This window comes from Luteibacter sp. UNCMF331Sha3.1, from assembly GCF_900109915.1.
In the GTDB taxonomy this organism is placed as follows: domain Bacteria; phylum Pseudomonadota; class Gammaproteobacteria; order Xanthomonadales; family Rhodanobacteraceae; genus Luteibacter.
On sequence record NZ_FOBU01000002.1, the window covers coordinates 894,178 to 918,012 of the forward strand.

The 23,835-nt window shown below is 66.0% G+C and carries 24 protein-coding genes and 1 tRNA gene; all 25 read left to right on the forward strand.

From position 1 onward, the window contains the following. Positions 1–3 precede the first annotated feature (3 nt). The 25 genes from BMX32_RS12490 (at position 4) to BMX32_RS12610 (ending at position 23,822) form a co-directional block, all read left to right on the forward strand. On the forward strand, positions 4–1,350 hold the full coding sequence (locus tag BMX32_RS12490) for an aminodeoxychorismate synthase component I (protein WP_029213436.1): 1,347 nt from the start codon (positions 4–6) through the stop codon (positions 1,348–1,350). Then, positions 1,347–2,183, forward strand: coding sequence for an aminodeoxychorismate lyase (pabC, locus tag BMX32_RS12495; protein WP_089979297.1), 837 nt, complete (start codon positions 1,347–1,349; stop codon positions 2,181–2,183). The genes BMX32_RS12490 and pabC overlap by 4 nt, the downstream gene beginning before the upstream one ends. Then, on the forward strand, positions 2,180–3,208 hold the full coding sequence (mltG, locus tag BMX32_RS12500; RefSeq protein ID WP_049808623.1) for an endolytic transglycosylase MltG: 1,029 nt from the start codon (positions 2,180–2,182) through the stop codon (positions 3,206–3,208). Before pabC ends, mltG begins: the two co-directional genes overlap by 4 nt. Continuing rightward, positions 3,199–3,849: a dTMP kinase gene (gene tmk / locus BMX32_RS12505; RefSeq protein WP_089979299.1), complete on the forward strand. Its 651-nt coding sequence runs from the start codon at positions 3,199–3,201 to the stop codon at positions 3,847–3,849. Before mltG ends, tmk begins: the two co-directional genes overlap by 10 nt. Beyond that, positions 3,846–4,781, forward strand: a complete 936-nt coding sequence (gene holB / locus BMX32_RS12510) for a DNA polymerase III subunit delta' (protein ID WP_089979300.1) — start codon at positions 3,846–3,848, stop codon at positions 4,779–4,781. Before tmk ends, holB begins: the two co-directional genes overlap by 4 nt. Before the next feature lie 59 nt (positions 4,782–4,840). Further along, positions 4,841–5,803: a PIG-L deacetylase family protein gene (locus tag BMX32_RS12515; RefSeq protein ID WP_170843645.1), complete on the forward strand. Its 963-nt coding sequence runs from the start codon at positions 4,841–4,843 to the stop codon at positions 5,801–5,803. Positions 5,804–5,837: 34 nt separating this feature from the next. After that, a complete protein-coding gene (locus BMX32_RS12520) occupies positions 5,838–6,197 on the forward strand; it encodes a PilZ domain-containing protein (protein WP_029213441.1) in 360 nt (119 codons plus the stop codon). Positions 6,198–6,486: 289 nt separating this feature from the next. Next, positions 6,487–6,843: an NADH-quinone oxidoreductase subunit A gene (locus BMX32_RS12525; protein ID WP_029213442.1), complete on the forward strand. Its 357-nt coding sequence runs from the start codon at positions 6,487–6,489 to the stop codon at positions 6,841–6,843. Beyond that, positions 6,834–7,388, forward strand: a complete 555-nt coding sequence (locus BMX32_RS12530; protein ID WP_029213443.1) for a NuoB/complex I 20 kDa subunit family protein — start codon at positions 6,834–6,836, stop codon at positions 7,386–7,388. Before BMX32_RS12525 ends, BMX32_RS12530 begins: the two co-directional genes overlap by 10 nt. Positions 7,389–7,401: 13 nt before the next feature. Next, positions 7,402–8,130, forward strand: coding sequence for an NADH-quinone oxidoreductase subunit C (locus BMX32_RS12535; RefSeq protein WP_029213444.1), 729 nt, complete (start codon positions 7,402–7,404; stop codon positions 8,128–8,130). A gap of 27 nt (positions 8,131–8,157) precedes the next feature. Further along, positions 8,158–9,387, forward strand: coding sequence for an NADH-quinone oxidoreductase subunit D (locus BMX32_RS12540; RefSeq protein WP_244511563.1), 1,230 nt, complete (start codon positions 8,158–8,160; stop codon positions 9,385–9,387). Between the two features lie 21 nt (positions 9,388–9,408). Next, a complete protein-coding gene (gene nuoE / locus BMX32_RS12545; RefSeq protein ID WP_029213446.1) occupies positions 9,409–9,936 on the forward strand; it encodes an NADH-quinone oxidoreductase subunit NuoE in 528 nt (175 codons plus the stop codon). A 10-nt stretch (positions 9,937–9,946) separates the two neighbouring features. Then, positions 9,947–11,290, forward strand: coding sequence for an NADH-quinone oxidoreductase subunit NuoF (gene nuoF / locus BMX32_RS12550; RefSeq protein WP_089979304.1), 1,344 nt, complete (start codon positions 9,947–9,949; stop codon positions 11,288–11,290). Beyond that, entirely contained in the window at positions 11,287–13,602 is a 2,316-nt protein-coding gene (nuoG, locus tag BMX32_RS12555; RefSeq protein ID WP_089979305.1) for an NADH-quinone oxidoreductase subunit NuoG, read from the forward strand. Before nuoF ends, nuoG begins: the two co-directional genes overlap by 4 nt. A gap of 3 nt (positions 13,603–13,605) precedes the next feature. Beyond that, a complete protein-coding gene (gene nuoH, locus BMX32_RS12560; RefSeq protein ID WP_029213449.1) occupies positions 13,606–14,628 on the forward strand; it encodes an NADH-quinone oxidoreductase subunit NuoH in 1,023 nt (340 codons plus the stop codon). 6 nt (positions 14,629–14,634) lie between these two features. Further along, on the forward strand, positions 14,635–15,126 hold the full coding sequence (gene nuoI / locus BMX32_RS12565) for an NADH-quinone oxidoreductase subunit NuoI (RefSeq protein WP_029213450.1): 492 nt from the start codon (positions 14,635–14,637) through the stop codon (positions 15,124–15,126). A 20-nt stretch (positions 15,127–15,146) separates the two neighbouring features. Beyond that, complete coding sequence (locus BMX32_RS12570) at positions 15,147–15,800, forward strand: NADH-quinone oxidoreductase subunit J (RefSeq protein ID WP_089979307.1); 654 nt, start codon at positions 15,147–15,149, stop codon at positions 15,798–15,800. Continuing rightward, the gene (gene nuoK / locus BMX32_RS12575) at positions 15,797–16,102 is read left to right on the forward strand and encodes an NADH-quinone oxidoreductase subunit NuoK (protein ID WP_036112219.1); all 306 of its coding nucleotides are present in this window, start codon (positions 15,797–15,799) and stop codon (positions 16,100–16,102) included. Before BMX32_RS12570 ends, nuoK begins: the two co-directional genes overlap by 4 nt. A gap of 4 nt (positions 16,103–16,106) precedes the next feature. Further along, complete coding sequence (nuoL, locus tag BMX32_RS12580) at positions 16,107–18,143, forward strand: NADH-quinone oxidoreductase subunit L (protein ID WP_089979308.1); 2,037 nt, start codon at positions 16,107–16,109, stop codon at positions 18,141–18,143. Positions 18,144–18,157: 14 nt separating this feature from the next. After that, complete coding sequence (locus BMX32_RS12585) at positions 18,158–19,669, forward strand: NADH-quinone oxidoreductase subunit M (RefSeq protein WP_089979309.1); 1,512 nt, start codon at positions 18,158–18,160, stop codon at positions 19,667–19,669. A 13-nt stretch (positions 19,670–19,682) separates the two neighbouring features. Continuing rightward, positions 19,683–21,143 carry an NADH-quinone oxidoreductase subunit NuoN gene (gene nuoN / locus BMX32_RS12590; RefSeq protein ID WP_089979311.1) on the forward strand — a complete coding sequence of 487 codons (1,461 nt, stop codon included), beginning with the start codon at positions 19,683–19,685 and terminating at the stop codon, positions 21,141–21,143. A gap of 261 nt (positions 21,144–21,404) precedes the next feature. Then, a tRNA-Met gene (locus BMX32_RS12595) sits at positions 21,405–21,481 on the forward strand. Positions 21,482–21,543: 62 nt separating this feature from the next. Further along, positions 21,544–21,789: a hypothetical protein gene (locus tag BMX32_RS12600; RefSeq protein ID WP_089979312.1), complete on the forward strand. Its 246-nt coding sequence runs from the start codon at positions 21,544–21,546 to the stop codon at positions 21,787–21,789. A 43-nt stretch (positions 21,790–21,832) separates the two neighbouring features. Then, positions 21,833–23,299, forward strand: coding sequence for a SulP family inorganic anion transporter (locus BMX32_RS12605; RefSeq protein ID WP_089980309.1), 1,467 nt, complete (start codon positions 21,833–21,835; stop codon positions 23,297–23,299). A 67-nt stretch (positions 23,300–23,366) separates the two neighbouring features. Then, positions 23,367–23,822, forward strand: coding sequence for a YccF domain-containing protein (locus BMX32_RS12610; RefSeq protein ID WP_089979314.1), 456 nt, complete (start codon positions 23,367–23,369; stop codon positions 23,820–23,822). Positions 23,823–23,835: the final 13 nt, after the last annotated feature.

A 23,835-nucleotide genomic window follows, 5' to 3' on the forward strand; every position in this document is an offset into this window, starting at 1 on the left:
GCGTTGGCCTTCGTCACGCGAACCCTCGCCGGCCGGCGCGATCTCCTCGCGCCGGCCGCGTCGTATCCGCAGCGTTACATCGCGCTGCTCGCCAGCGCCGTCACGGGCACGCCGCAGTCGCGGTTCGACCTGCTTTTCGTCGCGGGCGACGCGTCGCTGACGCTGTCGTCCGACGGTGTCACGCGCGACGAGCACGGCACGCCCGTGGCCGGTACGTTCCTCGACGCGCTCGATGCCGCCTGGTCGACGCGTCGCCGGCCGCGTGTCGACGACGGCCTGCCTTTCCATGGCGGCTGGGTCGTCTACCTCGCCTACGAACTCGTCGGACAGATCGAGCCGAGCCTGCGACTGCCGGTGGCCGACGGCCACGCGCCGGTGGCGTTCGCGCGTCGCGCGCCCGCGGCGGTCATCGTCGATCACGTCGAGCAGCGCACGATCCTGGTGGCGGAAGAAGGCGCGGCGGCGTGGCTGGACATCCTCGCGGCGGACCTCGACGCGCCGTCGGTCGACGTGCCACTCGCCCTGCCGGTCGCGGTCGAGGAAGACGAGCCCGTCCGCTTCCTGGACGGCGTTCGACGCGTGCACGAGCACCTGCTGGCGGGCGACGTCTTCCAGGTCAACCTGTCGCGTCGCTGGACGGCGACCTTCGCCGAGCCACCTGCACCGGCCAGCCTGATGCGCGCGTTGCGCGCGGCGAATCCGGCGCCGTTCGCCGGCATGCTGCAGCAGTCGTCATGGGCGATCGTCAGTTCGTCGCCCGAACGGCTCGTCGAATCGCGCGACGGCGTATTGCAGACGCGACCGATCGCAGGCACGCGACCACGGGTCGCCGGTGACGACGACGTCGCGCGGATCCGCGAGCTGACCACGCATCCGAAGGAGCGCGCGGAGCACGTGATGCTGATCGACCTCGAGCGCAACGATCTCGGCCGCGTGTGCGTGCCGGGCAGCGTGAAGGTCGACGAACTGATGGTGGTGGAAAGCTACGCGCACGTGCACCACATCGTGTCGAACGTGCGCGGTCGCGCGCGTGCCGACGTGACGCCGGGCCAGGTGATCGCCGCCACGTTTCCCGGCGGCACCATCACCGGGTGCCCGAAGGTGCGCTGCATGGACATCATCGGCGACATCGAGCAGGAAGCGCGCGGCGCCTATACGGGCGCGCTCGGCTATCTCGACGACAACGGCGACATGGATCTCAACATCCTCATCCGCACGTTCGCCGTCGACGGTGCGTCGGTCACGCTGCGCGCGGGGGCGGGCATCGTGACCGACTCCGTCGCCGAGCGCGAACTCGACGAGACGCGCGCGAAGGCGCGAGGCCTGCTGCGCGTGTTCGGGCAGGCATGACGGCGCGGATATCCGTCGATTTCGTCGACGCCGATACGGTGCCGGTGTCCGATCGCGGCTTCATGTACGGCGACGGGCTGTTCGAAACCCTGCGCCTCGTCGGTGGGCGCATTCCCTTGTGGCAACGCCACGCCGCACGACTGCGTGAGGGGTGTTCACGCCTGCGTCTGCCGCTGCCCGATCTTTCCGGCCTTCACGACGAAACGATGCGCCTCGGTGCCGGCATGCCCGATGCCGTCGTCCGGGTGACGGTCACGCGCGGTTCGGGCGAGCGCGGTTACGCGCCGCCGTCGTCGCCGAGACCGCGGGTCGTGGTGTCGGTGGCACCGCTCGCGCTCGATGCCGCCGCGTACGTCGACGGCATCGCGGTTCGCCTCTGCGAAACACGCCTCGCCGATCAGCCGCTGCTCGCCGGCCTGAAGCACCTCAATCGCCTGGAGCAGGTGATGGCGCGTGCGGAGTGGTCCGATGACGCCATCGGCGAAGGCCTGGTCACCGATATGGCCGGCCATGTCGTCTGCGCGACGTCGGCGAATGTGTTCGCGGTCTTCGGCGACACGCTGGTCACGCCCGCGGTCGACCGTTGCGGCGTGGCCGGCGTGGCAAGAGCCGAGATCGCCGCCTTGCGGCCGGTCTCGCTGTCGTCGATGAACCCTGAGCGACTCGCCGGGGCCGACGAGGTCTTCCTCACGTCGGCCGTTCGCGGCATCCTCCCGGTTCGGGCGTTCGCCGCCCGGACATGGCGGCCCGGTCCCGTGACGCGCGCGTTGCAGGCGCACTGGCGGGATATCGGGTTGCCCTTGCCCTCAGATCCGAAGGATTCCGATCGATGAAAGTGCGTGGCATCGCCCTCTGGCGAGTCATCCTGCTGGTGGTGGTGCTCGCGGCGATCGTCGCCGGGTCGTGGCTCTGGTTCGACTGGGCGCGCTTCGCGCGTACGCCGCTGAGCATTCCCGCGGCGGGGCAGAGCATCGACGTCGCCCGGGGTGCGTCGTTCAAGGACATCGTGCGCGACCTGCGCAACCGAAAGGCGAGCGGTGCCTCGCCCTTGTACTGGCGCCTTCTCGCAACGCAGATGCATGCGTCCGGCCGGCTGCATGCGGGCGAATACGCGCTGCGTCCCGGCATGACACCGCGCGACCTGATCGCCGACATGGCCAGCGGCAGGGTCATGCAGCGCCAATTCACCATCGTCGACGGCTGGACGTTCGCGGATCTGCGTCGCGCGCTCGCCTCCGTGGATCGGCTCACGCACGACACGGCCGACCTCGACGACGCGGCCCTGATGACGTCGCTCGGTGCGGAAGGCGAGCACCCGGAAGGTCGCTTCCTTCCGGAAACGTACGCCTACGTGAAGGGCGACAAGGAGTCGAGCCTTCTGAAGCGCGCCCACGCGGCGATGGCGAAGACCCTCGACGCGGCGTGGAACGATCGCGACAGGAGCGTGCCGCTGGCATCGCCCTACGAGGCCCTGATCCTCGCCTCGATCGTGGAAAAGGAAACGGGCAGGGCGGACGAGCGTCCGCGCATCGCCGGGGTATTCGTTCGTCGCCTGCAGCAGCATATCTTGCTGCAGACCGATCCCACGGTGATCTACGGCATGGGTGCCGCCTACGGTGGAAACATCCACAAGAGCGACCTCACCACCGACACCCCCTACAATACGTACACGCGTGCCGGCCTGCCGCCGACGCCCATCGCCCTGCCGGGACGGGCGGCGATCCAGGCGGCGCTGCATCCCGCACCGGGCGACGAGCTGTACTTCGTGGCGCGTGGCGATGGCAGTCACGTGTTTTCGTCGACCCTGTCGGACCACAACCGGGCCGTGGCCTGCTACCAGTTGAAACGATGCCAGTGACCTCTCTCCAGCGCGGCCGACTGATCACCCTCGAAGGCGGCGAAGGCGCCGGCAAGAGCACGCTGCTGCGTGGACTCGAAACCCATGTGCGCGCGCAGGGCGTCGACCTCGTGGTGACGCGGGAGCCCGGCGGTACGGCCGTGGGCGAGGCGGTCCGGGGCGTCGTGCTCGACGCCGCCAACAACGAGCTCACCGCCGAGGCCGAGCTGCTGCTGATGTTCGCGTCGCGTGCCCAGCTGGTGCGGCAGGTGATCGAGCCCGCGCTGGCCGCGGGCCGGTGGGTACTTTGCGACCGCTTCACCGATGCGAGCTACGCCTATCAGGGCGGCGGCCGCGGCCAGCCCGTCGAACGCATCGCCGAACTGGAACGCTGGGCGGCATCGGGTCTGAAGCCCGACGTGACCCTTCTGCTCGACCTGCCGGTGGCCACTGGCCGGGCCCGTGCGGCGGGGCGCGGCGAAGCCGATCGCATCGAGGTCGAGGGCGATGCGTTTTTCGAACGCGTTCGTGGCCGTTATCGCGATCTCGCGGCGTCGGAGCCGGCCCGTTTCCGGGTGCTCGACGCCAGCGCGGCGCCCGACGACGTGCTCGCTCAGGCCATCGCCGGCCTGGCCGGGCTTTTCGACGGAGCGACATCGTGAGCCTGCGGCCATGGCATGCCGACGCCTGGGCCCGGCTGCAGGCGCGTCGTGAACGCGACGCCCTTCCGCACGCCCTGTTGCTCGCGGGCGCCGCGGGGCTCGGCAAACGCGACTTCCTCGCCGCGTTCGTCAAGGGGCTGCTGTGCCAGCAATCCGCCGACGGCATGGCTTGTGGCGTGTGCCGTAGCTGCCAGCTCGTGGCGGCTGGCACGCATCCGGACGTCGTGACGCTGTCGTTCGGGCTGCGCAAGGACGGCGTCACGCGCAGCGAGATCGTGGTCGACCAGATTCGCGATCTTTCGCAACGGCTGTCCATGGCGAGCCAGTTCGGCGGATGGCAGGTCGTGACGATCGATCCGGCCGACGCGATGAACGCGGCGGCGGCGAACGCCCTCCTGAAAACGCTGGAAGAACCGACCCCGTCGACGCTGCTGGCGCTCGTCGCCGACCAGCCGGCGCGCCTTCCCGCCACCATTCGCAGCCGTTGCCAGCGCATCGACTTCCTGCCGCCGTCGCGCGATGCCTCGCTCGCCTGGCTGCGCGCGGAAGCCGTCGCCGACGCGCCGGCGGCCCTGGACGCGGCCGGCGGCAATCCCGGCATGGCGCGCGCATGGGCGACCGACGGCGCGCTGAAACAGCGCGGCGAGGTGCGCCATGACCTCAAGGCACTCGCCGCCGGCCGCGGCGACGCCATGGAGGTGGTCAAGCGCTGGCAGGCCGCCGATCCGTCGCGCTACCTCTGGTTCGCCGCGCAGGCGGCCACGGACGAACTGCGCGCCCGTGCCTCGGGCTCGGCCCGGCCGCTCGACAGCCAGCTCGACGACGAAGGGCTCGACGCCTGGTATGGCCGCGCCAATCGTGCGCGCGATGCGCTGCGCGGGCCGCTTCGCGTCGACCTCGTGCTGCTCGAACTGATCGCCGCCTGGCGTTGACGCGCTCTTATCGCGCGTTCGGTCCTAATCGGGTCGACATGCCGTTCACAGGATCCTCCGTGCCCCGCCACCCCACCATCGACGGCAGCACCCGCCTCCTCGTCGTCGCGCCGCATCCCGACGACGAGTCGCTGGCCGCGGGCCTGTTGATCCAGCGCACCCTTGCGGCGGGCGGCCGGGTCGACGTGCTCCTGCTGACCGATGGCGACGACAATCCATGGCCGCAACGCTGGCTCGAGCGTCGCATCGTGGTCGACGCCCGCGCCCGTGCCCGGTGGGGCGCGCGCCGCCGGCAGGAGGTCGCCTCGGCGCTCGCCCGGCTCGGCGTCGGCCCCGATCATCTCCACGCCATGGGGTGGCACGACATGCAGGTGACCACGGAACTGCGGGAGCGCCACGCGACCTCCGTGGCCGCGGTCAGGCGCGTGATCGAGCGAACCCGGCCGAACCTGGTGGTGATGCCCGATCTTGGCGACGCCCACCCGGATCACAGCTCCGCCCACGTGCTGGCCAGGCTGGCTCTGTCGGCTGCCGGCAGCCTTGCGGACGTGCTGACGTACATGGTGCACGGGACCGAGCGTTCGCCGGCCGACGAGCTCGTCGTGCCCGATGCCGATCCCCAGCGCCAGGCCGTCAAGCGCGCGGCGGTACTGGAACACCACACGCAGATGGCCCTGAGCCGGAAACGGATGCTGGGCATCGCCTCGCGCCCGGAGCGCTTCGACCGGCCTTCGCCGCCGCCGGTCGGCGGTGTGCTGCGGCTGCCCTGGCGGCCGGGCCCGCTCGCGCGCCGGCGGGTCCGGCTGATCCTGGCGGACGGGCAGGGCGTGGCGATCTGGCCCTGGGCTCGGGCACCCCTGCAACGTTCGGGCGACGCCTGGCTGCTGCCGCTCCGCGACGGCAACGGCCCCACCTTCGTCAAGCTCACGGCGGACCTGTCCACGCCGTGGATCTACGACCGCTACGGCTGGGCAGGGCAGGAGCCCGATCCCGCCGGGCTTGTGGCCCGGCCCGCCGGCTAGTTAGCATGCCTCGACTCCAGGGAATCCTTCGTCCATGAATGCCATCAGCTCCTCGCCGCGACAGGGCATCCTCTCGCTGAAGATCAAGGACGTGAATTCCCTGTACATCTCGTACATGCCCTATCTCAAGACCGGCGGCCTGTTCGCGCCGACGGCCCAGCGCTACAGCCTCGGCGACGAGGTGGCGCTGCTGGTGACGCTGATCGACGAGAACGAGCGCGTCTCCGTGGCGGGCAAGGTCGTCTGGATCACCCCGGTGGGGGCCCAGGGCAACCGCACGGCTGGCGTCGGCGTGCAATTCAACGAATCGCCCGAGAGCGAGGCCGCCCGGCAGCGTATCGAGGGCCTGCTCGCGGGCACGCTCGCGTCCGAGCGTCCGACCCAGACGATGTGACGCATCGGGCCCCTTGTGGCCCATCGGGGCGCGAAACCCTGCGACGACGCGCATCCGATGCAGTTTTCCCCTCGTTAATACTTGTCGCGATACCTGCACGCACTGGTACAATAGGTCGGTTCCCCAACGTGAGATTGTGGATATCCGGAGTCGTTGGCGCGCCTATCGCGCCGGCTCGGATCGAACCGTTTGGATCGATCTGATAAAAGCTCCGGCGACACTAGCCGGACCGCTCGTCCCCGCCGACGGTCACTGATGCGCCCAGTGAGGCGCGGAGGTACGCAGCATCGTGCTTGCCCAATATTGGCCCGTCCTTTTGTTCATCGCCGTGGCCGCAGGCCTAGGTATCGTCCTGATGGTGCTCGGCATGCTCGCCGGGCCGCGTCGGCCGGACGCCGACAAGCTCTCGCCTTACGAGTGCGGCTTCGAGGCCTTCGAAGACGCGCGCATGAAGTTCGACGTGCGCTACTACCTGATCGCGATCCTCTTCATCATTTTCGACCTCGAAATCGCTTTCCTGTTTCCGTGGGCGGTGGTGTTCGACAAGATCGGCGCGATCGCGCTGATCGAGATGGCCCTGTTCCTGGCCCTTCTCGTGGTCGGTTTCGCCTACGTCTGGAAGAAGGGAGCACTCGAATGGGAGTGATGACCAAGATCGACCGGGTGATGCACAACCCGGAACCGCTGAACCTCGTCGACGACATCATCCGTCCGAACGGCGACGCGCCGCTCCCGCAGCGCGGCTTCGGCGTCACCAGCGTCGACGCGCTGATGAACTGGGCACGCACGGGTTCCATGTGGCCGATGACCTTCGGCCTGGCCTGTTGCGCGGTGGAAATGATGCACGCCGGCGCGGCACGTCTCGATCTCGATCGGTTCGGCGTCGTGTTCCGTCCGAGCCCGCGCCAGTCCGACGTCATGATCGTCGCCGGCACGCTGGTCAACAAGATGGCCCCCGCGCTGCGCAAGGTCTACGACCAGATGCCCGAGCCGAAGTGGGTCATCTCCATGGGTTCGTGCGCCAATGGCGGCGGGTATTACCACTATTCCTATTCGGTCGTGCGCGGCTGCGATCGCATCGTTCCGGTCGACATCTACGTGCCGGGTTGCCCGCCGACGGCCGAAGCGCTGATCCACGGCATCCTGCAGTTGCAGAAGAAGATCCGTCGCACCCACACGATCGCGCGCTAACAGGGCTTCGCACATGAGCGTTACTAACGAGACCTCGCTGGTCGAACGCCTCGCCGCGCGCTTCGGCGACATGCTGGCGGTGAAGGTCGAGCGCAACGAAGTCACCGCCGAGGTGTCTCCGCGCGACCTGATCTCCGTCGCCACGGCTCTGCGGGACGAATCGGGCTTCCGCTTCACCACCGTCATCGACGTGTGTGGCGTGGATTACCTGAGCTACGGCCAGACCGAGTGGGACACCGACACCGCGCAGGGCGACAGCTTCTCGCGCGGCGTGGAAGGCCAGGCCGTCGGCCGCTTCACGTGGGCCGAGCGTCCGCGTGGGGTCGAGCAGCCGCGTCGCTACGCGGCGGTCATCCACCTGCTTTCGGTCGAACTCAACCAGCGCATTCGCCTGCGCGCGTTCTGCGAGGACGACGCGTTCCCGGTCGTTCCGTCGATCGTGCCGATCTGGCCGGGCGCCGACTGGTTCGAGCGCGAGACATTCGATCTGTTCGGCATCATCTTCGATGGCCATCCGGATCTGCGCCGCATCCTCACCGACTACGGTTTCGTGGGTCATCCGTTCCGCAAGGATTTTCCGCTGATCGGCAACGTCGAGGTCCGCTACGACGCCGAACAGAAACGCGTCGTCTATGAACCGGTTTCGATCGAGCCGCGCGTGCTGGTGCCGCGCACGATCCGCAACGACGCCGACCTCGATCAGGCCAGGGCGGAATCCGCCGATCACTGGCGGGAGAATTAAGCCGTGGAAGAAATCCGCAATTACACGATGAACTTCGGCCCGCAGCATCCCGCTGCGCACGGCGTGCTGCGCCTCGTGCTGGAAATGGACGGCGAGACCATCGTCCGTGCCGATCCGCACATCGGCCTGCTGCACCGTGGCACCGAGAAGCTCGCCGAATCGAAGCCGTTCAACCAGTCCATCGGTTACATGGATCGCCTCGACTACGTGTCGATGATGTGCAACGAGCACGCCTACGTGCGCGCCATCGAAAACCTCATGGGGATCGAGGCGCCGGTTCGCGCGCAGTACATCCGCACGATGTTCGACGAGATCACGCGTATCCTCAACCACCTCATGTGGGTGGGCTCGAACGCGCTCGATCTCGGCGCCATGGCCGTGTTCCTCTACGCGTTCCGTGAACGCGAAGAACTGATGGACGTCTACGAGGCGGTGTCGGGCGCGCGCATGCACGCCACGTATTACCGTCCGGGCGGCGTCTACCGCGACCTGCCGGAACAGATGCCGCAGTATCGCGAATCGCCGTGGCACAAGGGCGGCGACCTCAAGCGCCTGAACGCCTGGCGCGAAGGTTCGATGCTCGACTACCTCACCGAGTTCACGAACGACTTTCCGAAGCGCGTCGACGAATACGAAGCGCTGCTGACGAACAACCGCATCTGGAAGCAGCGCACGGTCGGCATCGGCATCATCGATCCGGAGAAGGCGCAGGCCTGGGGCATGACCGGCGCGATGCTGCGCGGCTCCGGTATCGCGTGGGATCTTCGCAAGAAGCAGCCCTATGCCGCGTACGACCAGATGGATTTCGACATCCCGGTCGGCGTCAACGGCGACTGCTACGACCGTTACCTCGTGCGCGTCGAGGAAATGCGTCAGTCCAACCGCATCATCCGCCAGTGCGTCGAGTGGCTGAAGGCCAACCCGGGTCCGGTGATGGTGCAGAACTACAAGGTCGCGCCGCCCAGTCGTGAAGAAATGAAAAACGACATGGAAGCGCTCATCCACCACTTCAAGCTCTTCACCGAGGGCTATGGCGTGCCGGCCGGCGAGACGTACTCCGCCGTCGAGGCCCCGAAGGGTGAATTCGGCTGCTACCTCGTGTCCGACGGTGCGAACAAGCCCTTCCGCGTGCATCTGCGCGCGCCCGGCTTCGCGCACCTGTCTTCGATGGACGCGATCGTGAGGGGCCACATGCTCGCCGACGTCGTCGCGATGATCGGCACCTACGATCTCGTTTTCGGCGAAGTCGACCGCTAAGTCGACGGAGTGAACTGAATCATGAAAGCCACCGGTCATTTCGAGCAGGTGAAGGACGTCGATCCGTCCACCGTGCTCAACGATCACACCCGCGCCCACATCGATCATTGGGTGTCCAAGTTCCCGCCGGACCGCAAGCGCTCGGCGCTGATCCAGGCGCTCATGGCCGCTCAGGAGCAGAACGTCGGTTACCTCACCGACGAACTGATCACCGCGGTCGCGAAGTACCTCGACCTGCCGCCGATCTGGGCCTACGAAGTCGCGAGCTTCTACTCGATGTTCGAGACGACCCCCGTCGGCCGCAACAACGTCGCCATCTGCACCAACATTTCCTGCTGGCTCAACGGCGCCGAAGGCCTCGTTCGCCATTGCGAGAAGAAACTCGGCATCAAGACCGGCGAGAGCACGGCCGATGGCCGTATCTACCTCAAGCAGGAAGAGGAGTGCCTGGCGGCATGCGCCGGCGCCCCGATGATGGTCGTCAACGGTCACTACCACGAGAAGCTGACGGCCGAATCGGTCGACGCGATCCTCGACGGTCTGAAGTGAGGTAAGGGCAATGGCTAGCACCACCGGTCCCGTCGGACCCGCACCGCAGGAACATCAGGTCGTCTACACGACCCTGCACTTCGAAAAGCCGTGGGCCCTCGAGAACTACGAGAAGGTCGACGGTTACAAGGCGTGGCGCAAGATCCTCGCCGAGAAGCCGGATCCGGCCGCACTGATCGAAGAGATCAAGAAGAGTTCGCTGCGTGGCCGCGGCGGCGCAGGCTTCCCCACGGGCCTGAAGTGGTCCTTCATGCCGCGCAACGCACCGGGCCAGAAGTACATCCTGTGCAACTCGGACGAATCCGAGCCGGGTACCTGCAAGGACCGCGACATCCTGCGCTTCAACCCGCATTCGGTCATCGAAGGCCTGGCGATCGCGTGCTACTGCACCGGCTCGACCGTCGCCTACAACTACCTGCGTGGCGAATTCCATCACGAGCCGTTCGAGCACATCGAAGAAGCCCTGAAGGAAGCTTACGCCGCGGGTCTGTTGGGCAAGGACATCGGCGGTTCGGGTATCGACGTCGACATCTACAACGCCCTCGGCGCCGGCGCGTACATCTGCGGCGAAGAAACCGCGCTGATGGAATCGCTGGAAGGCAAGAAGGGCCAGCCGCGCTTCAAGCCGCCGTTCCCGGCCGGTTTCGGCCTGTACGGTCGTCCGACCACGATCAACAACACCGAGACGTATGCCTCGGTGCCGGCGATCCTGCGCAACGGCGCGGAGTGGTTCCTCAACCTCGGCAAGCCGAACAACGGCGGCCCGAAGATCTTCTCGGTCTCCGGCCACGTGAACAATCCGGGCAACTTCGAGATCCGCCTGGGTACGTCGTTCGCCGACCTGCTGCAGATGGCTGGCGGCGTTCGCGGCGGCAACAAGCTCAAGGCGGTGATCCCGGGCGGCTCCTCGATGAAGGTGCTGCCGGCCGAGAAGATCATGGAATGCACCATGGACTACGACTCGCTGCAGAAGGCGGGTTCGGGTCTGGGTTCCGGTGCCGTGATCGTGATGGACGAAACCACCTGCATGGTCCGGGCCTGCCATCGCATCTCGCGCTTCTACATGGCCGAGTCGTGCGGCCAGTGCACGCCGTGCCGCGAAGGCACCGGCTGGATGCACCGCGTGCTGTCGCGCATCGTGGAAGGCAAGGGTACCGAAGACGATCTGCATCGCCTGAAGGCGGTCGCCGGTCAGATCGAGGGCCACACCATCTGCGCGTTCGGCGAAGCCGCCGCGTGGCCGGTGCAGGGCTTCCTGTACCACTTCTGGCACGAATTCGAATACTACGTGCAGCACGGCCGCTCCATCGTCGACGGCCCGGCTGACACGGTCACCACTGGAGTCGCTGCATGAGTGCGCAGCCCGTAGCCAATGCCGCGCCGGATCTCGTCAACATCGAGATCGACGGCGTCCCGGTGCAGGTCGCCAAGGGGTCGATGATCATCCAGGCGGCCGATGCCGTCGGTATCCCCATCCCGCGCTTCTGCTACCACCGCAAGCTTCCGATCGCCGCCAACTGCCGCATGTGCCTGGTGGAAATCGAGAAGATGCCCAAGCCGGCCCCGGCCTGCGCCACGCCGGTGGGCGAGGGCATGAAGGTCTTCACGCGGTCGGACAAGGCGCTGAAGTCGCAGCGCAACGTGATGGAATTCCTGCTCATCAACCATCCGCTCGACTGCCCGATCTGCGATCAGGGCGGCGAGTGCGAACTGCAGGACGTCTCGCTCGGCTACGGCCGTTCGGTGTCGCGTTACAACGAGCGCAAGCGCACGGTGGCCGACGAGAACCTCGGGCCGCTGATCGCGACCGAGATGACGCGCTGCATCCAGTGCACGCGCTGCGTCCGCTTCACCAGCGAGATCGCCGGCACGTACGAACTCGGTGGCATGAGCCGTGGCGAAGGCCTGGAGATCGGCACCTACATCGGCAAGACGATCGAGAGCGAACTGTCGGGCAACATCATCGACGTCTGCCCGGTCGGCGCGCTGACCAACAAGCCGTTCCAGTTCCAGGCGCGTGCCTGGGAACTGATCGCCCGTCCGTCCGTCGGCTACCACGACGCGCTGGGCTCCAACCTCTGGATGCACACGCGTCGCGGCGAAGTGCTGCGTAACGTTCCGCGCGACAACGAAACCATCAACGAGTGCTGGCTCTCCGACCGCGACCGTTACAGCCACCAGGGCCTGTACGCCGCGGATCGCGTCAAGGCGCCGATGGTCAAGCGCAACGGCCAGTGGGCGACCACCACGTGGGACGACGCGCTGTCGGTCGCCCGCGAAGCGCTCAAGAGCGTCGCCGGCTCCGATCTGGGCGTGCTCGTGCACGGCGCCACCTCGAACGAGGAGGGCGAACTCATCGTCCGTCTCGCGCGCGGCCTCGGCACCGCGCACGTCGATCATCGCCTGCGTCAGCTCGACTTCGCCGACAACGCGTTCGCGAAGCCGTTCGCTTCGACGATTGCCTCGTTCGACAAGGTGAAGTCGGCGCTGCTGGTCGGTTCCGACCTGCGTAACGAAGTGCCGCTGCTCAACCACCGCATCCGTCAGGCGGTGAAGCTGGGCGCGAAGGTGTATGCCGTCAACCCGGCGCACTTCAACTTCAACTACCCGCTGGCCGGCGAGTCGGTCGCCGCGCCGCACGCGCTGGTGAACGAGCTGCTGGTGCTGGCCAAGGCCGCCGCCGAGAACGGCGCCGCCGTGCCGGAGTCGATCGGCGCCGCCCTGGGCGGTGTCGAGACCACCGACGCGCACCGTGCCGCGTACAAGGCACTGTCGACCGACGGTGCCGTGGTGATCCTCGGCCAGGCCGCGGTCACGCATCCGGAAGCCTCCTGGCTGCGCGCGATCGCTCGCTTCATCGCGCAGGCCGCGGGTGCCGCGTACAACGAGATCCCGGTCGGCGCGAACGCGCTGGGCCTGGCCTCGGTGGGCGTCATGCCGACCGCCGGTGGACTCGATGCGCGCGCCATGCTGGCGCAGCCGCGCAAGGGTTACATCCTCTACAACGTGGAGCCGCCGCACGACTTCGCCGACGGCGCGCTCGCGCAGCAGGCGATGCACTCGGCGCAGACCGTGGTCGCGTTCGCCGCGTATGCGAGCGACGCGCTGAAGGACTCCGCGGACGTCATCCTGCCGATCGGCCTCACGCCGGAAATCGACGGCACGCTCGTCAACGTCGAAGGCAACGCTCAGGCGGTCGCCGCCGGTGCGAAGGCGCCGGGCGAGGCTCGCGCCGGATGGAAGGTGCTGCGCGCGCTCGGCGGTTCGCTGGGCCTGCCGGGCTTCGAGTTCGACGATCTCGCAGGCCTGCGTGACGGCCTCGTGGAGCGCCCGTCCGAGGTGCGTCAGCAGCTCGCGCAGCGCGCCTCCGGCGTGTCGTTCTCGCGACTGGCCACCACGCCGATCTATCGCGTCGACGCGGTGCTTCGCCGTGCCGGCGCGCTGAACGCGCATCCGCTGAACCGTCCGGCCGCCATCCGCATCAACGCGGACGACGCCGGCGCGCTGGGTCTCGTCGACGGCGGCAACGCGCGTCTCGGCGACGCCGTGCTGCCGGTGGCGATCGAGGCCGCGGTGCCTGCCGGCGCCGCGTGGATCGAGGCCGCGCATTCCGAAACCGCGATGCTGCCCCCGTACGGCGCGGCCATCACCCTGAGCAAGGCGTAAACCATGGCCGATCAACTCTTCGACCACCTCTTGCTGCCGGTGCTCTTCATCCTGGCGATCGTGCTGCCGCTCGTCGTCGGCGTCGCGCTCTACGTCTGGTGGGAGCGCAAGGTGCTGGGCTGGATGCACGTGCGCATGGGGCCCAACAAGGTCGGCCCCGCCGGCCTGCTGCAGGCCTTCGCGGACGTCGTCAAGCTGCTGCTGAAGGAAGTCATCCTTCCCACCAACGCGAACCGGTTCCTCTACTACCTCGCACCGATGCTGGCCCTCGTGCCGGCGCTGTGCGCGTGGGCCGTGGTGCCGTTCAGCCCGGGCGTGGTGCTCGCCAACGTCAACGCCGGCGTGCTCTACCTGCTGGCCATGACCTCGATGGGCGTCTACGGCATCATCCTCGCCGGCTGGGCGTCCAACTCGCGCTACGCGATGCTCGGCGCCATGCGTGCGGCCGCGCAGGTCATTTCGTACGAACTGGCGATGGGCATGTCCATCGTGTGCGTCCTGGTGCTCACGGGCAGCCTCAACCTGACGGCCATCGTCGACGCCCAGGCGGGCGGCGCGCTGAGCTGGTACTGGATTCCGCTGCTGCCGGTGTTCGTCATCTACTTCGTGTCGGGCGTGGCGGAAACCAACCGCGCTCCGTTCGACGTGGCGGAAGGCGAATCGGAAATCGTCGCCGGTTTCCACGTGGAGTATTCGGGCTCGCCGTTCGCGCTGTTCTTCCTGGCCGAATACGCCAACATGATCCTGGTGAGCTTCCTCTCCTCGATCCTGTTCGTCGGCGGCTGGCTCTCGCCGTTCCCCGAATCGTGGGGCGTCATCGGCCACGCCAGCTTCCTCTGGCTGTTCGCCAAGGTCTTCGTCTTCGCCTTCCTGTTCCTGTGGTTCCGCGCGAGCTTCCCGCGCTACCGCTACGACCAGATCATGCGTCTCGGCTGGAAGGTCTTCATCCCCATCACCATCGTGTGGGTCCTCGTCGCCGGCTGCATGAAGTATTTCGGCTGGGTCCACATCGGCACGGGAGCCTAAAGAGCCATGTCCCGCGTAACCCACTATCTCAAGAGCCTCCTGCTCCTCGAGCTGTTCAAGGGCATGGGTCTGACCATGCGCTACATGTTCAGCCCGAAGTACACGATGCGTTATCCCTTCGAGCACATCCCGAAGTCGAACCGCTTCCGTGGCCTGCACGCCCTGCGTCGCTACGCCAACGGCGAAGAGCGCTGCATCGCGTGCAAGCTGTGCGAGGCCGTGTGCCCCGCGCTCGCGATCACCATCGACTCGGCGCCGCGCCCCGAGGACGGTCAGCGCCGCACCACGCGTTACGACATCGACCTGTTCAAGTGCATCTTCTGCGGCTTCTGCGAAGAGAGCTGCCCGGTCGACTCCATCGTCGAGACGCACGTGCACGAGTACCACATGGAGCACCGTGGCGAGAACGTGGTCACCAAGAGCCAGCTGCTGGCCATCGGTGACCGATTCGAGCAGGACATCGCTGCCGCCCGCGCTCAGGACGCGGCTTACCGCTGAGCGCCGAAGAGACCTATGCGATGAATACCGATCTGCTCCAACTCATCTGTTTCTACCTCTTCGGTGGCGTGGCCGTCATTGGCGCCCTGATGGTCATCTCCGTGAAGAACTCGGTGCATGCCGTGCTCTCGCTGGTGCTGACCTTCTTCAGCATGGCCTGCGTCTGGCTGCTGGCCGAAGCCGAGTTCCTCGCCATCGCCCTCGTGGTCGTCTACGTCGGCGCGGTGATGGTGCTGTTCCTGTTCGTGGTGATGATGCTCGACATCAAGCAGGAGGTCGTCCGCGAGGGCTTCATCCGCTACCTGCCCGTCGGCATCGTCGTGGCCCTGGTCATGCTTGCCGAAATGCTCGCCATGATCGGCGTGAAGGCGATGGCGGGGCATACCCTGGGTCCCAACCCGGCCGGTGAGTCCAACGTCGCATGGCTGGGCCAGGCGCTCTACACCGAGTTCCTGCTGCCGTTCGAAATCGCCGCGCTGATCCTCACCGTGGGTATCGTCGCCGCCGTCGCCCTGACGTTGCGCCAGCGCCTCGGTGTACGTCACCAGTCGGCCAGCCAGCAGGTCGCCGTGCAGGCCACCGACCGCGTCCGCGTCGTCAAGGTGCCGGTCGAACGCCCGGCTTCGGTCTCGCCGGCTCCGGTCGTCGCGCCCCCGCAGGAGAATGCCCCGTGATCACGCTTTCCCATTACATCGTCCTCGGCGCGATCCTCTTCTGTATCGCGGTCGCCGGGCTCTTCATCAACCGCAAGAACGTGATCGTGCTGCTCATGGCGATCGAGCTGATGCTCCTCGCGGTGAATACGAACTTCGTGGCCTTCTCGCGCTTCTTCGGCGACGTCGGCGGCCAGGTCTTCGTGTTCTTCATCCTCACCGTGGCCGCGGCGGAATCCGCCATCGGCCTGGCGATCCTGGTCCTGCTGTTCCGCAATCGCAGCACGATCAACGTCGCCGAAATCGACAGCATGAAGGGTTGATCCGATGAGTCTCTCGCTTTCAATCCTGCTGACGATCGCGCTCGCACCGCTGGTGGGCTCGATCCTGGCCGGCCTGTTCGGACGCGTCATCGGCCGGGCAGGGGCGCACACCGTCACGCTGCTCGGCGTGGCGATCGCCTGCGGCCTGTCCTTCCACGTCCTCTACCAGCTCGTCTGGGGCGGTGCGCAGAACTTCAACCAGGACGTCTATACCTGGTTCGAGATCGGCAACTACCACGCCTCGGTCGGCTTCATGGTCGACCGCCTCACCGCCATGATGATGGTGGTGGTCACCTTCGTGTCGCTGCTGGTGCATCTGTACACCATCGGCTACATGGCGGACGACCCGGGCTACCAGCGGTTCTTCAGCTACATCTCGCTCTTCACCTTCTCGATGCTGATGCTCGTCATGAGCAACAACTTCATGCAGCTGTTCTTCGGCTGGGAAGCGGTGGGCCTGGTGTCGTACCTGCTGATCGGCTTCTGGTACAAGCGGCCGACCGCGATCTTCGCGAACCTCAAGGCGTTCCTCGTCAACCGCGTGGGCGACTTCGGTTTCCTGCTCGGCATCGCGGCGATCCTGTTCTTCCTGAAGACGCTCGATTACCAGACCGCGTTCGACGCGGCACCGACGCTCGTGGGCAAGACGCTGCAGATCACGCAGAACCATGCGTGGGATGCCGCCACGGTGATCGGCATCCTGCTGTTCATCGGTGCCATGGGCAAGTCGGCCCAGGTGCCGCTGCACGTGTGGCTGCCCGATTCGATGGAAGGCCCGACCCCCATCTCGGCGCTGATCCACGCGGCCACGATGGTGACCGCGGGCATCTTCATGGTCGCCCGCATGTCGCCGCTGTTCGAGCTGACGGACGCCGCGCTGTCGTTCATCCTCGTCATCGGTTCCACCACCGCGCTGTTCACGGGCCTGATCGGCATCGTGCAGAACGACATCAAGCGCGTGATCGCGTACTCCACGCTGTCGCAGCTCGGCTACATGACCGTCGCGCTGGGCGTCTCCGCCTATAGCGGCGCCGTGTTCCACCTCATGACCCACGCCTTCTTCAAGGCGCTGCTGTTCCTCGGTGCCGGTTCGGTGATCATCGGCATGCACCACGAGCAGGACATGCGCTACATGGGTGGCCTGCGCAAGTACATGCCGGTCACGTGGATCACGATGTGGATCGGTTCGCTGGCTCTCGCCGGCACGCCGTTCTTCTCGGGCTTCTACTCGAAGGACGCGATCATCGAAGCCGTCGGCGAGTCGCATCGCTGGGGCGCCAACTACGCTTACTTCTGCGTGCTGGCCGGTGTGTTCGTCACGTCGTTGTACAGCTTCCGCCTGCTCTACATGACCTTCCACGGCAAGGAGCGTTTCACGGTGGAGCACCAGGCGCATGGCCACGGCCATGACGACCACCACCACGACGACCATGGCCACCACACGCCGGGTGTGCTCGAGCACGCGCCGCACGAGTCGCCCTGGGTGGTGACGGTGCCGTTGGTGTTGCTGGCCATCCCGTCGATCCTGATCGGCTTCTTCACCGTCGGTCCGATGCTGTTCGGCGACTGGTTCGGCAAGGCCATCCACGTCAACGAAGAGAACAATGTTCTGGGCGAGCTCGCGCACGAGTTCCACGGCGCGCTGAACATGGGTATCCACGGCTTTACCGCCGCACCGTTCTGGCTGGCCTTCGCGGGCTTCGCCGTCGCGACCTACGTGTACTTGTTCAATCCGTCCATCGCCGACAAGGCGAAGCGCGCGCTCAAGCCGGTGTACGAACTGCTCAACCACAAGTACTGGATCGATGAACTCTACTTCGCGGTGTTCGCGAAGGGCGGCGTGAAGCTCGGCGAAGGCCTCGCGAAGGTGGGCGATGCCGCCATCATCGACGGTGCCATCGTGAACGGCTCGGCCGGCCTCGTGCAGCGCATCGCGAGCGGCACCCGTCGCCTGCAATCCGGATTCCTCTTCCACTACGCCTTCGCCATGATCCTCGGCCTCATCCTGCTCCTGGGCGGGTACTGGCTGATCGGGCAATAAGGGAAACGAGCTCTATGTCGAATCACTTGCTCAGCCTGCTGATCTGGCTCCCGGTCGTCGGCGCCATCCCGGTGCTGCTGGCCGGCGCCGGTCGCCCAGGCCTCGCCCGCTGGATCTCGCTGCTGGTGGCGGTCGCCACGTTCGCCGCCAGCCTTGCCCTCCTGCCTGCCTACGATGCCGCCAGCGGCACGCTCCAGCTCAACGAATCGATGAGCTGGATCCCGTCGCTGGGGATCAACTACTCGCTGGCGGTCGACGGTATTTCCGTCGCCCTGATCATCCTCACCACCTTCGTCCAGATCCTGGTCATCGTCGGTGCGTGGGAAGTCATCCAGAACAAGCCGCACCAGTACATGGCCGCGATGCTGATTCTCGAAGGCATGATGATCGGCGTGTTCTGCGCGACGGACGCGTTGCTGTTCTACGTGTTCTTCGAAGCCATGCTGATCCCGATGTTCATCCTCATCGGTATCTGGGGTGGACCGCGTCGCGTCTACGCCACGCTGAAGTTCTTCATCTACACGTTCTTCGGCTCGATCTTCATGCTGATCGGCCTGATCTACCTGTATCACAAGACCGGCGGCAGCTTCGCCATGTCGGACATGGCCAACGTCCACCTGACGCTGACCGAGCAGAGCTGGCTGTTCTTCGCCTTCCTGCTGGGCTTCGCGATCAAGGTGCCGATGGTGCCCGTGCACACGTGGCTGCCCGACGCCCACGTCGAAGCGCCCACCGGCGGTTCGGTGGTGCTGGCGGCGGTGATGCTGAAGATCGGCGGCTACGGTTTCCTCCGCTTCAGCCTGCCCATCACGCCGGACGCCTCGCACGAGTTCGCGTGGCTGGTGATCGTGCTCAGCCTGATCGCCGTCTGCTACATCGGCTACATCGCGCTCGTGCAGCAGGACATGAAGAAGCTGGTGGCGTATTCGTCCATCGCGCACATGGGCTTCGTCACGCTGGGTATCTTCATCGGTTTCCTGCTCGTTCGCGAAACCAACGATCCCGACGCGGCCCGCCTGGGCATGCAGGGCGCGATGGTGCAGATGATCTCGCACGGCTTCATCTCGGGTGCGATGTTCAGCTGCATCGGCGTGCTCTACGATCGCCTTCATTCGCGTCAGATCAAGGACTACGGCGGCGTCATCAACGTGATGCCGATCTTCGCGCCGTTCTATGTGCTGTTCGCCATGGCCAATAGCGGCCTGCCGGGCACGAGCGGCTTCGTCGGCGAGTTCATGGTGATCCTGGCGGCGTTCAGCGCCAATCCGTGGATCGCGCTGTTCGCGGCGTTCACGCTGATCATCGGCGCGGCGTACACGCTGTGGATGGTGAAGCGCGTCCTCTGGGGCGACATCACCAACAAGCACGTCGCGGAGCTGAAGGACGTCAACGGTCGCGAGATCTTCATGCTGGGCGCGTTCGCCGCCGGCGTGCTCGTCTTCGGCATCTGGCCCGAACCGCTCGTCCACCTGATGGATGCCTCGGTCGCTCGTATCGTCGAGCAGCTGGCCATCACCAAAGTCTGATCGGGAATAATCCATGCCGAGTATCAACGACATCCTGATCCTGCTCCCCGAGGTCTACCTCGTGGTCGCGGCCTGCGTGCTGCTCCTTCTGGACGCGTACCTCAAGCCGGGCCAGAAGGGCACGGTCCACTGGCTCTCCATCCTCGTGCTGCTCGTGGGCGCGTACCTCGTCGTGAGCGGCGCGCCGACCACGCCGGCCACCGCTTTCGGCGGCATGTTCATCCGTGACGGCGTCTCCGAGGTACTGAAGCTCTTCTCGCTGCTGATCATCGCGGTGATCTTCGTCTATGCGCGTCCGTACCTCAAAGAACGGGCGATTCCCTTCGGCGAGTTCTACACGCTGACGATCTTCGCCACCGTCGGCCTGATGTTCCTGGTCTCCGCGGGCAATCTCGTCACGGTCTACCTCGGCCTCGAACTGCTGACGCTGTCGTCGTACGCACTGGTCGCCCTCAACCGCGATTCGCAGCTGTCGTCCGAAGCGGCCATCAAGTACTTCGTGCTGGGTGCGCTGGCCTCGGGCATGCTGCTGTACGGCATGTCGATGGTGTATGGCGCGACGCACAGCCTGGACCTCCACACGATCCACGCCGCCATCGTCGGCACCGAGTGGAAGACGCTGCTGCTCTTCGGCCTGGTCTTCATGATCGTCGGCATCGGTTTCAAGCTCGGCGCCGCGCCGTTCCACATGTGGATCCCGGACGTCTACCAGGGCTCGCCGACCGCCGTCACCGTGTTCATCGGTTCGGCGCAGAAGCTGGCCGCATTCGGCATGGCTTATCGCCTGCTGTCGACCGGCATGGGCGACATCGCCGGCGGCGCCACGGGCCTCGCCCCGCAGTGGCAGCTGATGCTGGCCGTGCTGGCGGTGCTCTCGCTGGCGATCGGTAACCTCGTCGCCATCGTCCAGACCAACCTCAAGCGCTTGCTGGCCTATTCGACCATTTCGCACATGGGCTACCTGCTGCTGGGTCTGGTCAACGCCGGTCCCGAAGGGTATTCGGCGTCGATGTTCTACGCGGTGAGCTATGCGCTGACCAGCGCCGCGGCCTTCGGCATGATCCTCATTCTGTCGCGCTCGGGCTTCGAATGCGAAGAGATCGACGATCTTCGCGGCCTGAACCAGCGTTCCCCGTGGTTCGCATTCCTGATGCTGCTCGTGATGTTCTCGCTGGCCGGCGTGCCGCCGCTCTTCGGGTTCTTCGGCAAGCTGCTGGTGCTGAAGGCCGCGGTCGACGCGGGCATGATCTGGCTCGCTATCGTGGGTGCCGTGTTCGCCATCGTGGGTCTGTATTACTACCTGCGCGTGGTCAAGGTGATGTACTTCGACGCACCGGCCGAAGGCACGGACGTCCGCGCCACCGCCGATGCCCCGGCGCGCTGGGTGCTCTCGATCAACGCGCTCGCGCTACTCGTGCTCGGCTTCACGTGGGCGCCGCTGCTCGCGTGGTGCCAGCGCGCGTTCGCGGGCTGATCGATCCGGTCACCGGTTGAACGAAGGGCACCGCGAGGTGCCCTTTTTTCATGGCGCGCTTCGGGACGGAACGAACGATCGCTTCGCCGTGGACCCTGGCGTGCGCCGGGGGGACGGTGCAAGCGACGTCCGACGTTTCTCGACCGTCATACCGGCGCACGCCGGTATCCACGTCCTCGGTGCACGGTCTTCGCGATATAAAAAATGTATGACAACGGGCTTGCAAGAATTCGGCCACGTCTCTATACTTCTCTTCTCTGATGCGGGGTGGAGCAGTCTGGCAGCTCGTCGGGCTCATAACCCGAAGGTCGTAGGTTCGAATCCTACCCCCGCTACCAGTTTTCAAAGAAAAGCGCGAACCTCACGGTCCGCGCTTTTTTCTTATGAGCGGTGGTCGCCAATGGCCTGGGAAAGCATCGTTTCCGATAACCTGACCACGACCGCGGTCGGTATGCTGATCGTGGTGGTGTCGTTCAATCGGCTGCTCGGCATGCTGTGGCCCTTCGCTCTGCTCATGCCGCTCGTACCCATTTTCTCGCTGGCTTATTCCGGCTACCCCGACGGCGTGTTCATGTGGAGCTACGTGCCGATCGGGCTCGCGATCTACGTACGCCGGAAGGTCGGCACTTTCCCGAAAGACCCTTGAAACGGGGCAGGGTATCCCCCTCCCGGAGAGCATGAACGTGTCGATGACTTCGCGCCTGCGCCAGGAATGGTTCGGAAACATTCGTGGCGATGTCCTGTCGGGCCTCGTCGTGGCGCTCGCCCTGATTCCCGAGGCGATCGCCTTCTCCATCATCGCCGGCGTGGATCCGAAGGTGGGCCTGTACGCATCGTTCTCGATGGCGGTGGTCATCGCTTTCGCCGGCGGGCGTCCGGCGATGATCTCCGCGGCGACCGGTGCGATGGCACTGCTGATGGTCGGTCTTGTGAAGGATCACGGCCTGCAGTACCTGTTCCTGACGACCATCGTGACGGGCGTCTTCCAGATGATCATCGGGGCGCTGAAGCTCGGATCGCTGATGCGTTTTGTTTCGCGCTCCGTCGTGACGGGGTTCGTCAATGCGCTGGCCATCCTGATTTTCATGGCGCAGTTGCCGGAACTGATTGGCGTGCCATGGCTGGTGTATCCGATGACCGCCGCGGGGCTTGCGATCATCTATCTGTTTCCCTATGTCACGCGCGCGATTCCGTCGCCACTCGTGGCGATCGTCGTGCTGACGATCGTCGCCGTGGTGTTCGGTATGGACATTCATCGTGTAGGCGACATGGGTGCGCTGCCGGATTCGCTGCCTCGATTCCTCCTGCCCGACGTTCCGCTGGACTGGACGACGGCGAAGATCGTCCTGCCGACCGCGGCGACGCTTGCCGTCGTGGGGCTGCTCGAGTCGATGATGACGCTGCAGATCGTCAACGACATGACGGATACGCGCGCAGACAAGAACCGGGAGTGCATGGGTCAGGGCCTTGCCAACATCGCTACCGGCTTCATGGGCGGGATGGCGGGCTGCGCGATGATCGGCCAGTCCGTGATCAACGTGAAGTCGGGTGGTCGCGGGCGGCTGTCGACTTTCGTCGCCGGCGCGGTGCTGCTGATGCTCGTCGTCTTCGGATCGGAATGGGTCGGCAGGATTCCGATGGCGGCACTGGTGGCGGTGATGATCATGGTCTCGCTCAGCACCTTCAACTGGCGCTCGCTCCGTGATCTCGGCACCCATCCCACCACGTCGAGCATCGTCATGGTCGGCACGGTGCTCGTCACCGTCACCACCCATGACCTTGCCCGCGGCGTCCTGGCCGGCGTTGTGCTGTCGGCCGTGTTCTTCGCGCGTAAGGTCGGCAAGGCGCTGGATATCGACAGTTCGCTGAGCGCGGACGGTCGCGTACGCACCTATACGGTTCGGGGGCAGATTTTCTTCGCATCGTCCGATGCGTTCGCCGAGTTGTTCGACTTCAACGAGGAAGACATCGACGAAGTGCGCCTCGATGTCTCGGATGCCCGTTTCTGGGACCTCACCGCCGTCGGCGCCTTCGAGAAGGTGATGGCGAAGTTCCGCCGGACGGGCAAGCGCATCGAGATCGTCGGCATGAACGTGGCCAGCGTTGCGCTCTTGCGACAGCTCGGAAGGGGCGGCGAGGCCTCGGGCAGCCACTGATCTTCCGGCACTTGATTCGTCGCGACCCGGGCGCTACGTTCGCGCCTCCAATCACAAGGAGTGCGGCGTGAAGACGATCGGCAACATCATCTGGTTCGTGTTCGGTGGCCTGGTCATGGGCCTGGGCTGGTGGCTGGCAGGTCTTGTCTGCTTCCTCACCATCGTCGGTATTCCCTGGGGCCGTTCGTGCTTCGTCATCGGCGCGTTCGCGTTCTGGCCGTTCGGCAAGGAGGCGATCGATCGTCGTGACCTGTCGGGCCGTGGCGATATCGGCACGAGTGTCTTCGGCACGGTCGGCAACATCGTGTGGTTCGTCTTTGCCGGCCTTTGGCTCGCGATCGGCCACGTCTGCTCGGCGATCGCCTGCTGCGTCACGATCATCGGCATCCCGTTCGGCTGGCAGCACCTCAAGCTCGCCGGGATCGCGCTCGCGCCCATCGGCAAGACCGTCGTCAGCACCGACGTCGCGGAGGCCTCGCGACGCATGAACGCGGAAGCCGCCGTTCTCCGGGCGCGCGCCTGAGCATGGCGGCAGG

Coding starts and splice junctions, on each gene's coding strand:
- pabC (WP_089979297.1), top strand. CDS start 1,347: ATGACGGCGCGGATATCCGTCGATTTCGTCGACGCCGATACGGTGCCG.
- mltG (WP_049808623.1), top strand. CDS start 2,180: ATGAAAGTGCGTGGCATCGCCCTCTGGCGAGTCATCCTGCTGGTGGTG.
- tmk (WP_089979299.1), top strand. CDS start 3,199: ATGCCAGTGACCTCTCTCCAGCGCGGCCGACTGATCACCCTCGAAGGC.
- BMX32_RS12520 (WP_029213441.1), top strand. CDS start 5,838: ATGAATGCCATCAGCTCCTCGCCGCGACAGGGCATCCTCTCGCTGAAG.
- BMX32_RS12530 (WP_029213443.1), top strand. CDS start 6,834: ATGGGAGTGATGACCAAGATCGACCGGGTGATGCACAACCCGGAACCG.
- BMX32_RS12535 (WP_029213444.1), top strand. CDS start 7,402: ATGAGCGTTACTAACGAGACCTCGCTGGTCGAACGCCTCGCCGCGCGC.
- BMX32_RS12540 (WP_244511563.1), top strand. CDS start 8,158: ATGAACTTCGGCCCGCAGCATCCCGCTGCGCACGGCGTGCTGCGCCTC.
- nuoE (WP_029213446.1), top strand. CDS start 9,409: ATGAAAGCCACCGGTCATTTCGAGCAGGTGAAGGACGTCGATCCGTCC.
- nuoF (WP_089979304.1), top strand. CDS start 9,947: ATGGCTAGCACCACCGGTCCCGTCGGACCCGCACCGCAGGAACATCAG.
- nuoG (WP_089979305.1), top strand. CDS start 11,287: ATGAGTGCGCAGCCCGTAGCCAATGCCGCGCCGGATCTCGTCAACATC.
- nuoH (WP_029213449.1), top strand. CDS start 13,606: ATGGCCGATCAACTCTTCGACCACCTCTTGCTGCCGGTGCTCTTCATC.
- nuoI (WP_029213450.1), top strand. CDS start 14,635: ATGTCCCGCGTAACCCACTATCTCAAGAGCCTCCTGCTCCTCGAGCTG.
- BMX32_RS12570 (WP_089979307.1), top strand. CDS start 15,147: ATGAATACCGATCTGCTCCAACTCATCTGTTTCTACCTCTTCGGTGGC.
- nuoL (WP_089979308.1), top strand. CDS start 16,107: ATGAGTCTCTCGCTTTCAATCCTGCTGACGATCGCGCTCGCACCGCTG.
- BMX32_RS12585 (WP_089979309.1), top strand. CDS start 18,158: ATGTCGAATCACTTGCTCAGCCTGCTGATCTGGCTCCCGGTCGTCGGC.
- nuoN (WP_089979311.1), top strand. CDS start 19,683: ATGCCGAGTATCAACGACATCCTGATCCTGCTCCCCGAGGTCTACCTC.
- BMX32_RS12600 (WP_089979312.1), top strand. CDS start 21,544: ATGGCCTGGGAAAGCATCGTTTCCGATAACCTGACCACGACCGCGGTC.
- BMX32_RS12605 (WP_089980309.1), top strand. CDS start 21,833: ATGACTTCGCGCCTGCGCCAGGAATGGTTCGGAAACATTCGTGGCGAT.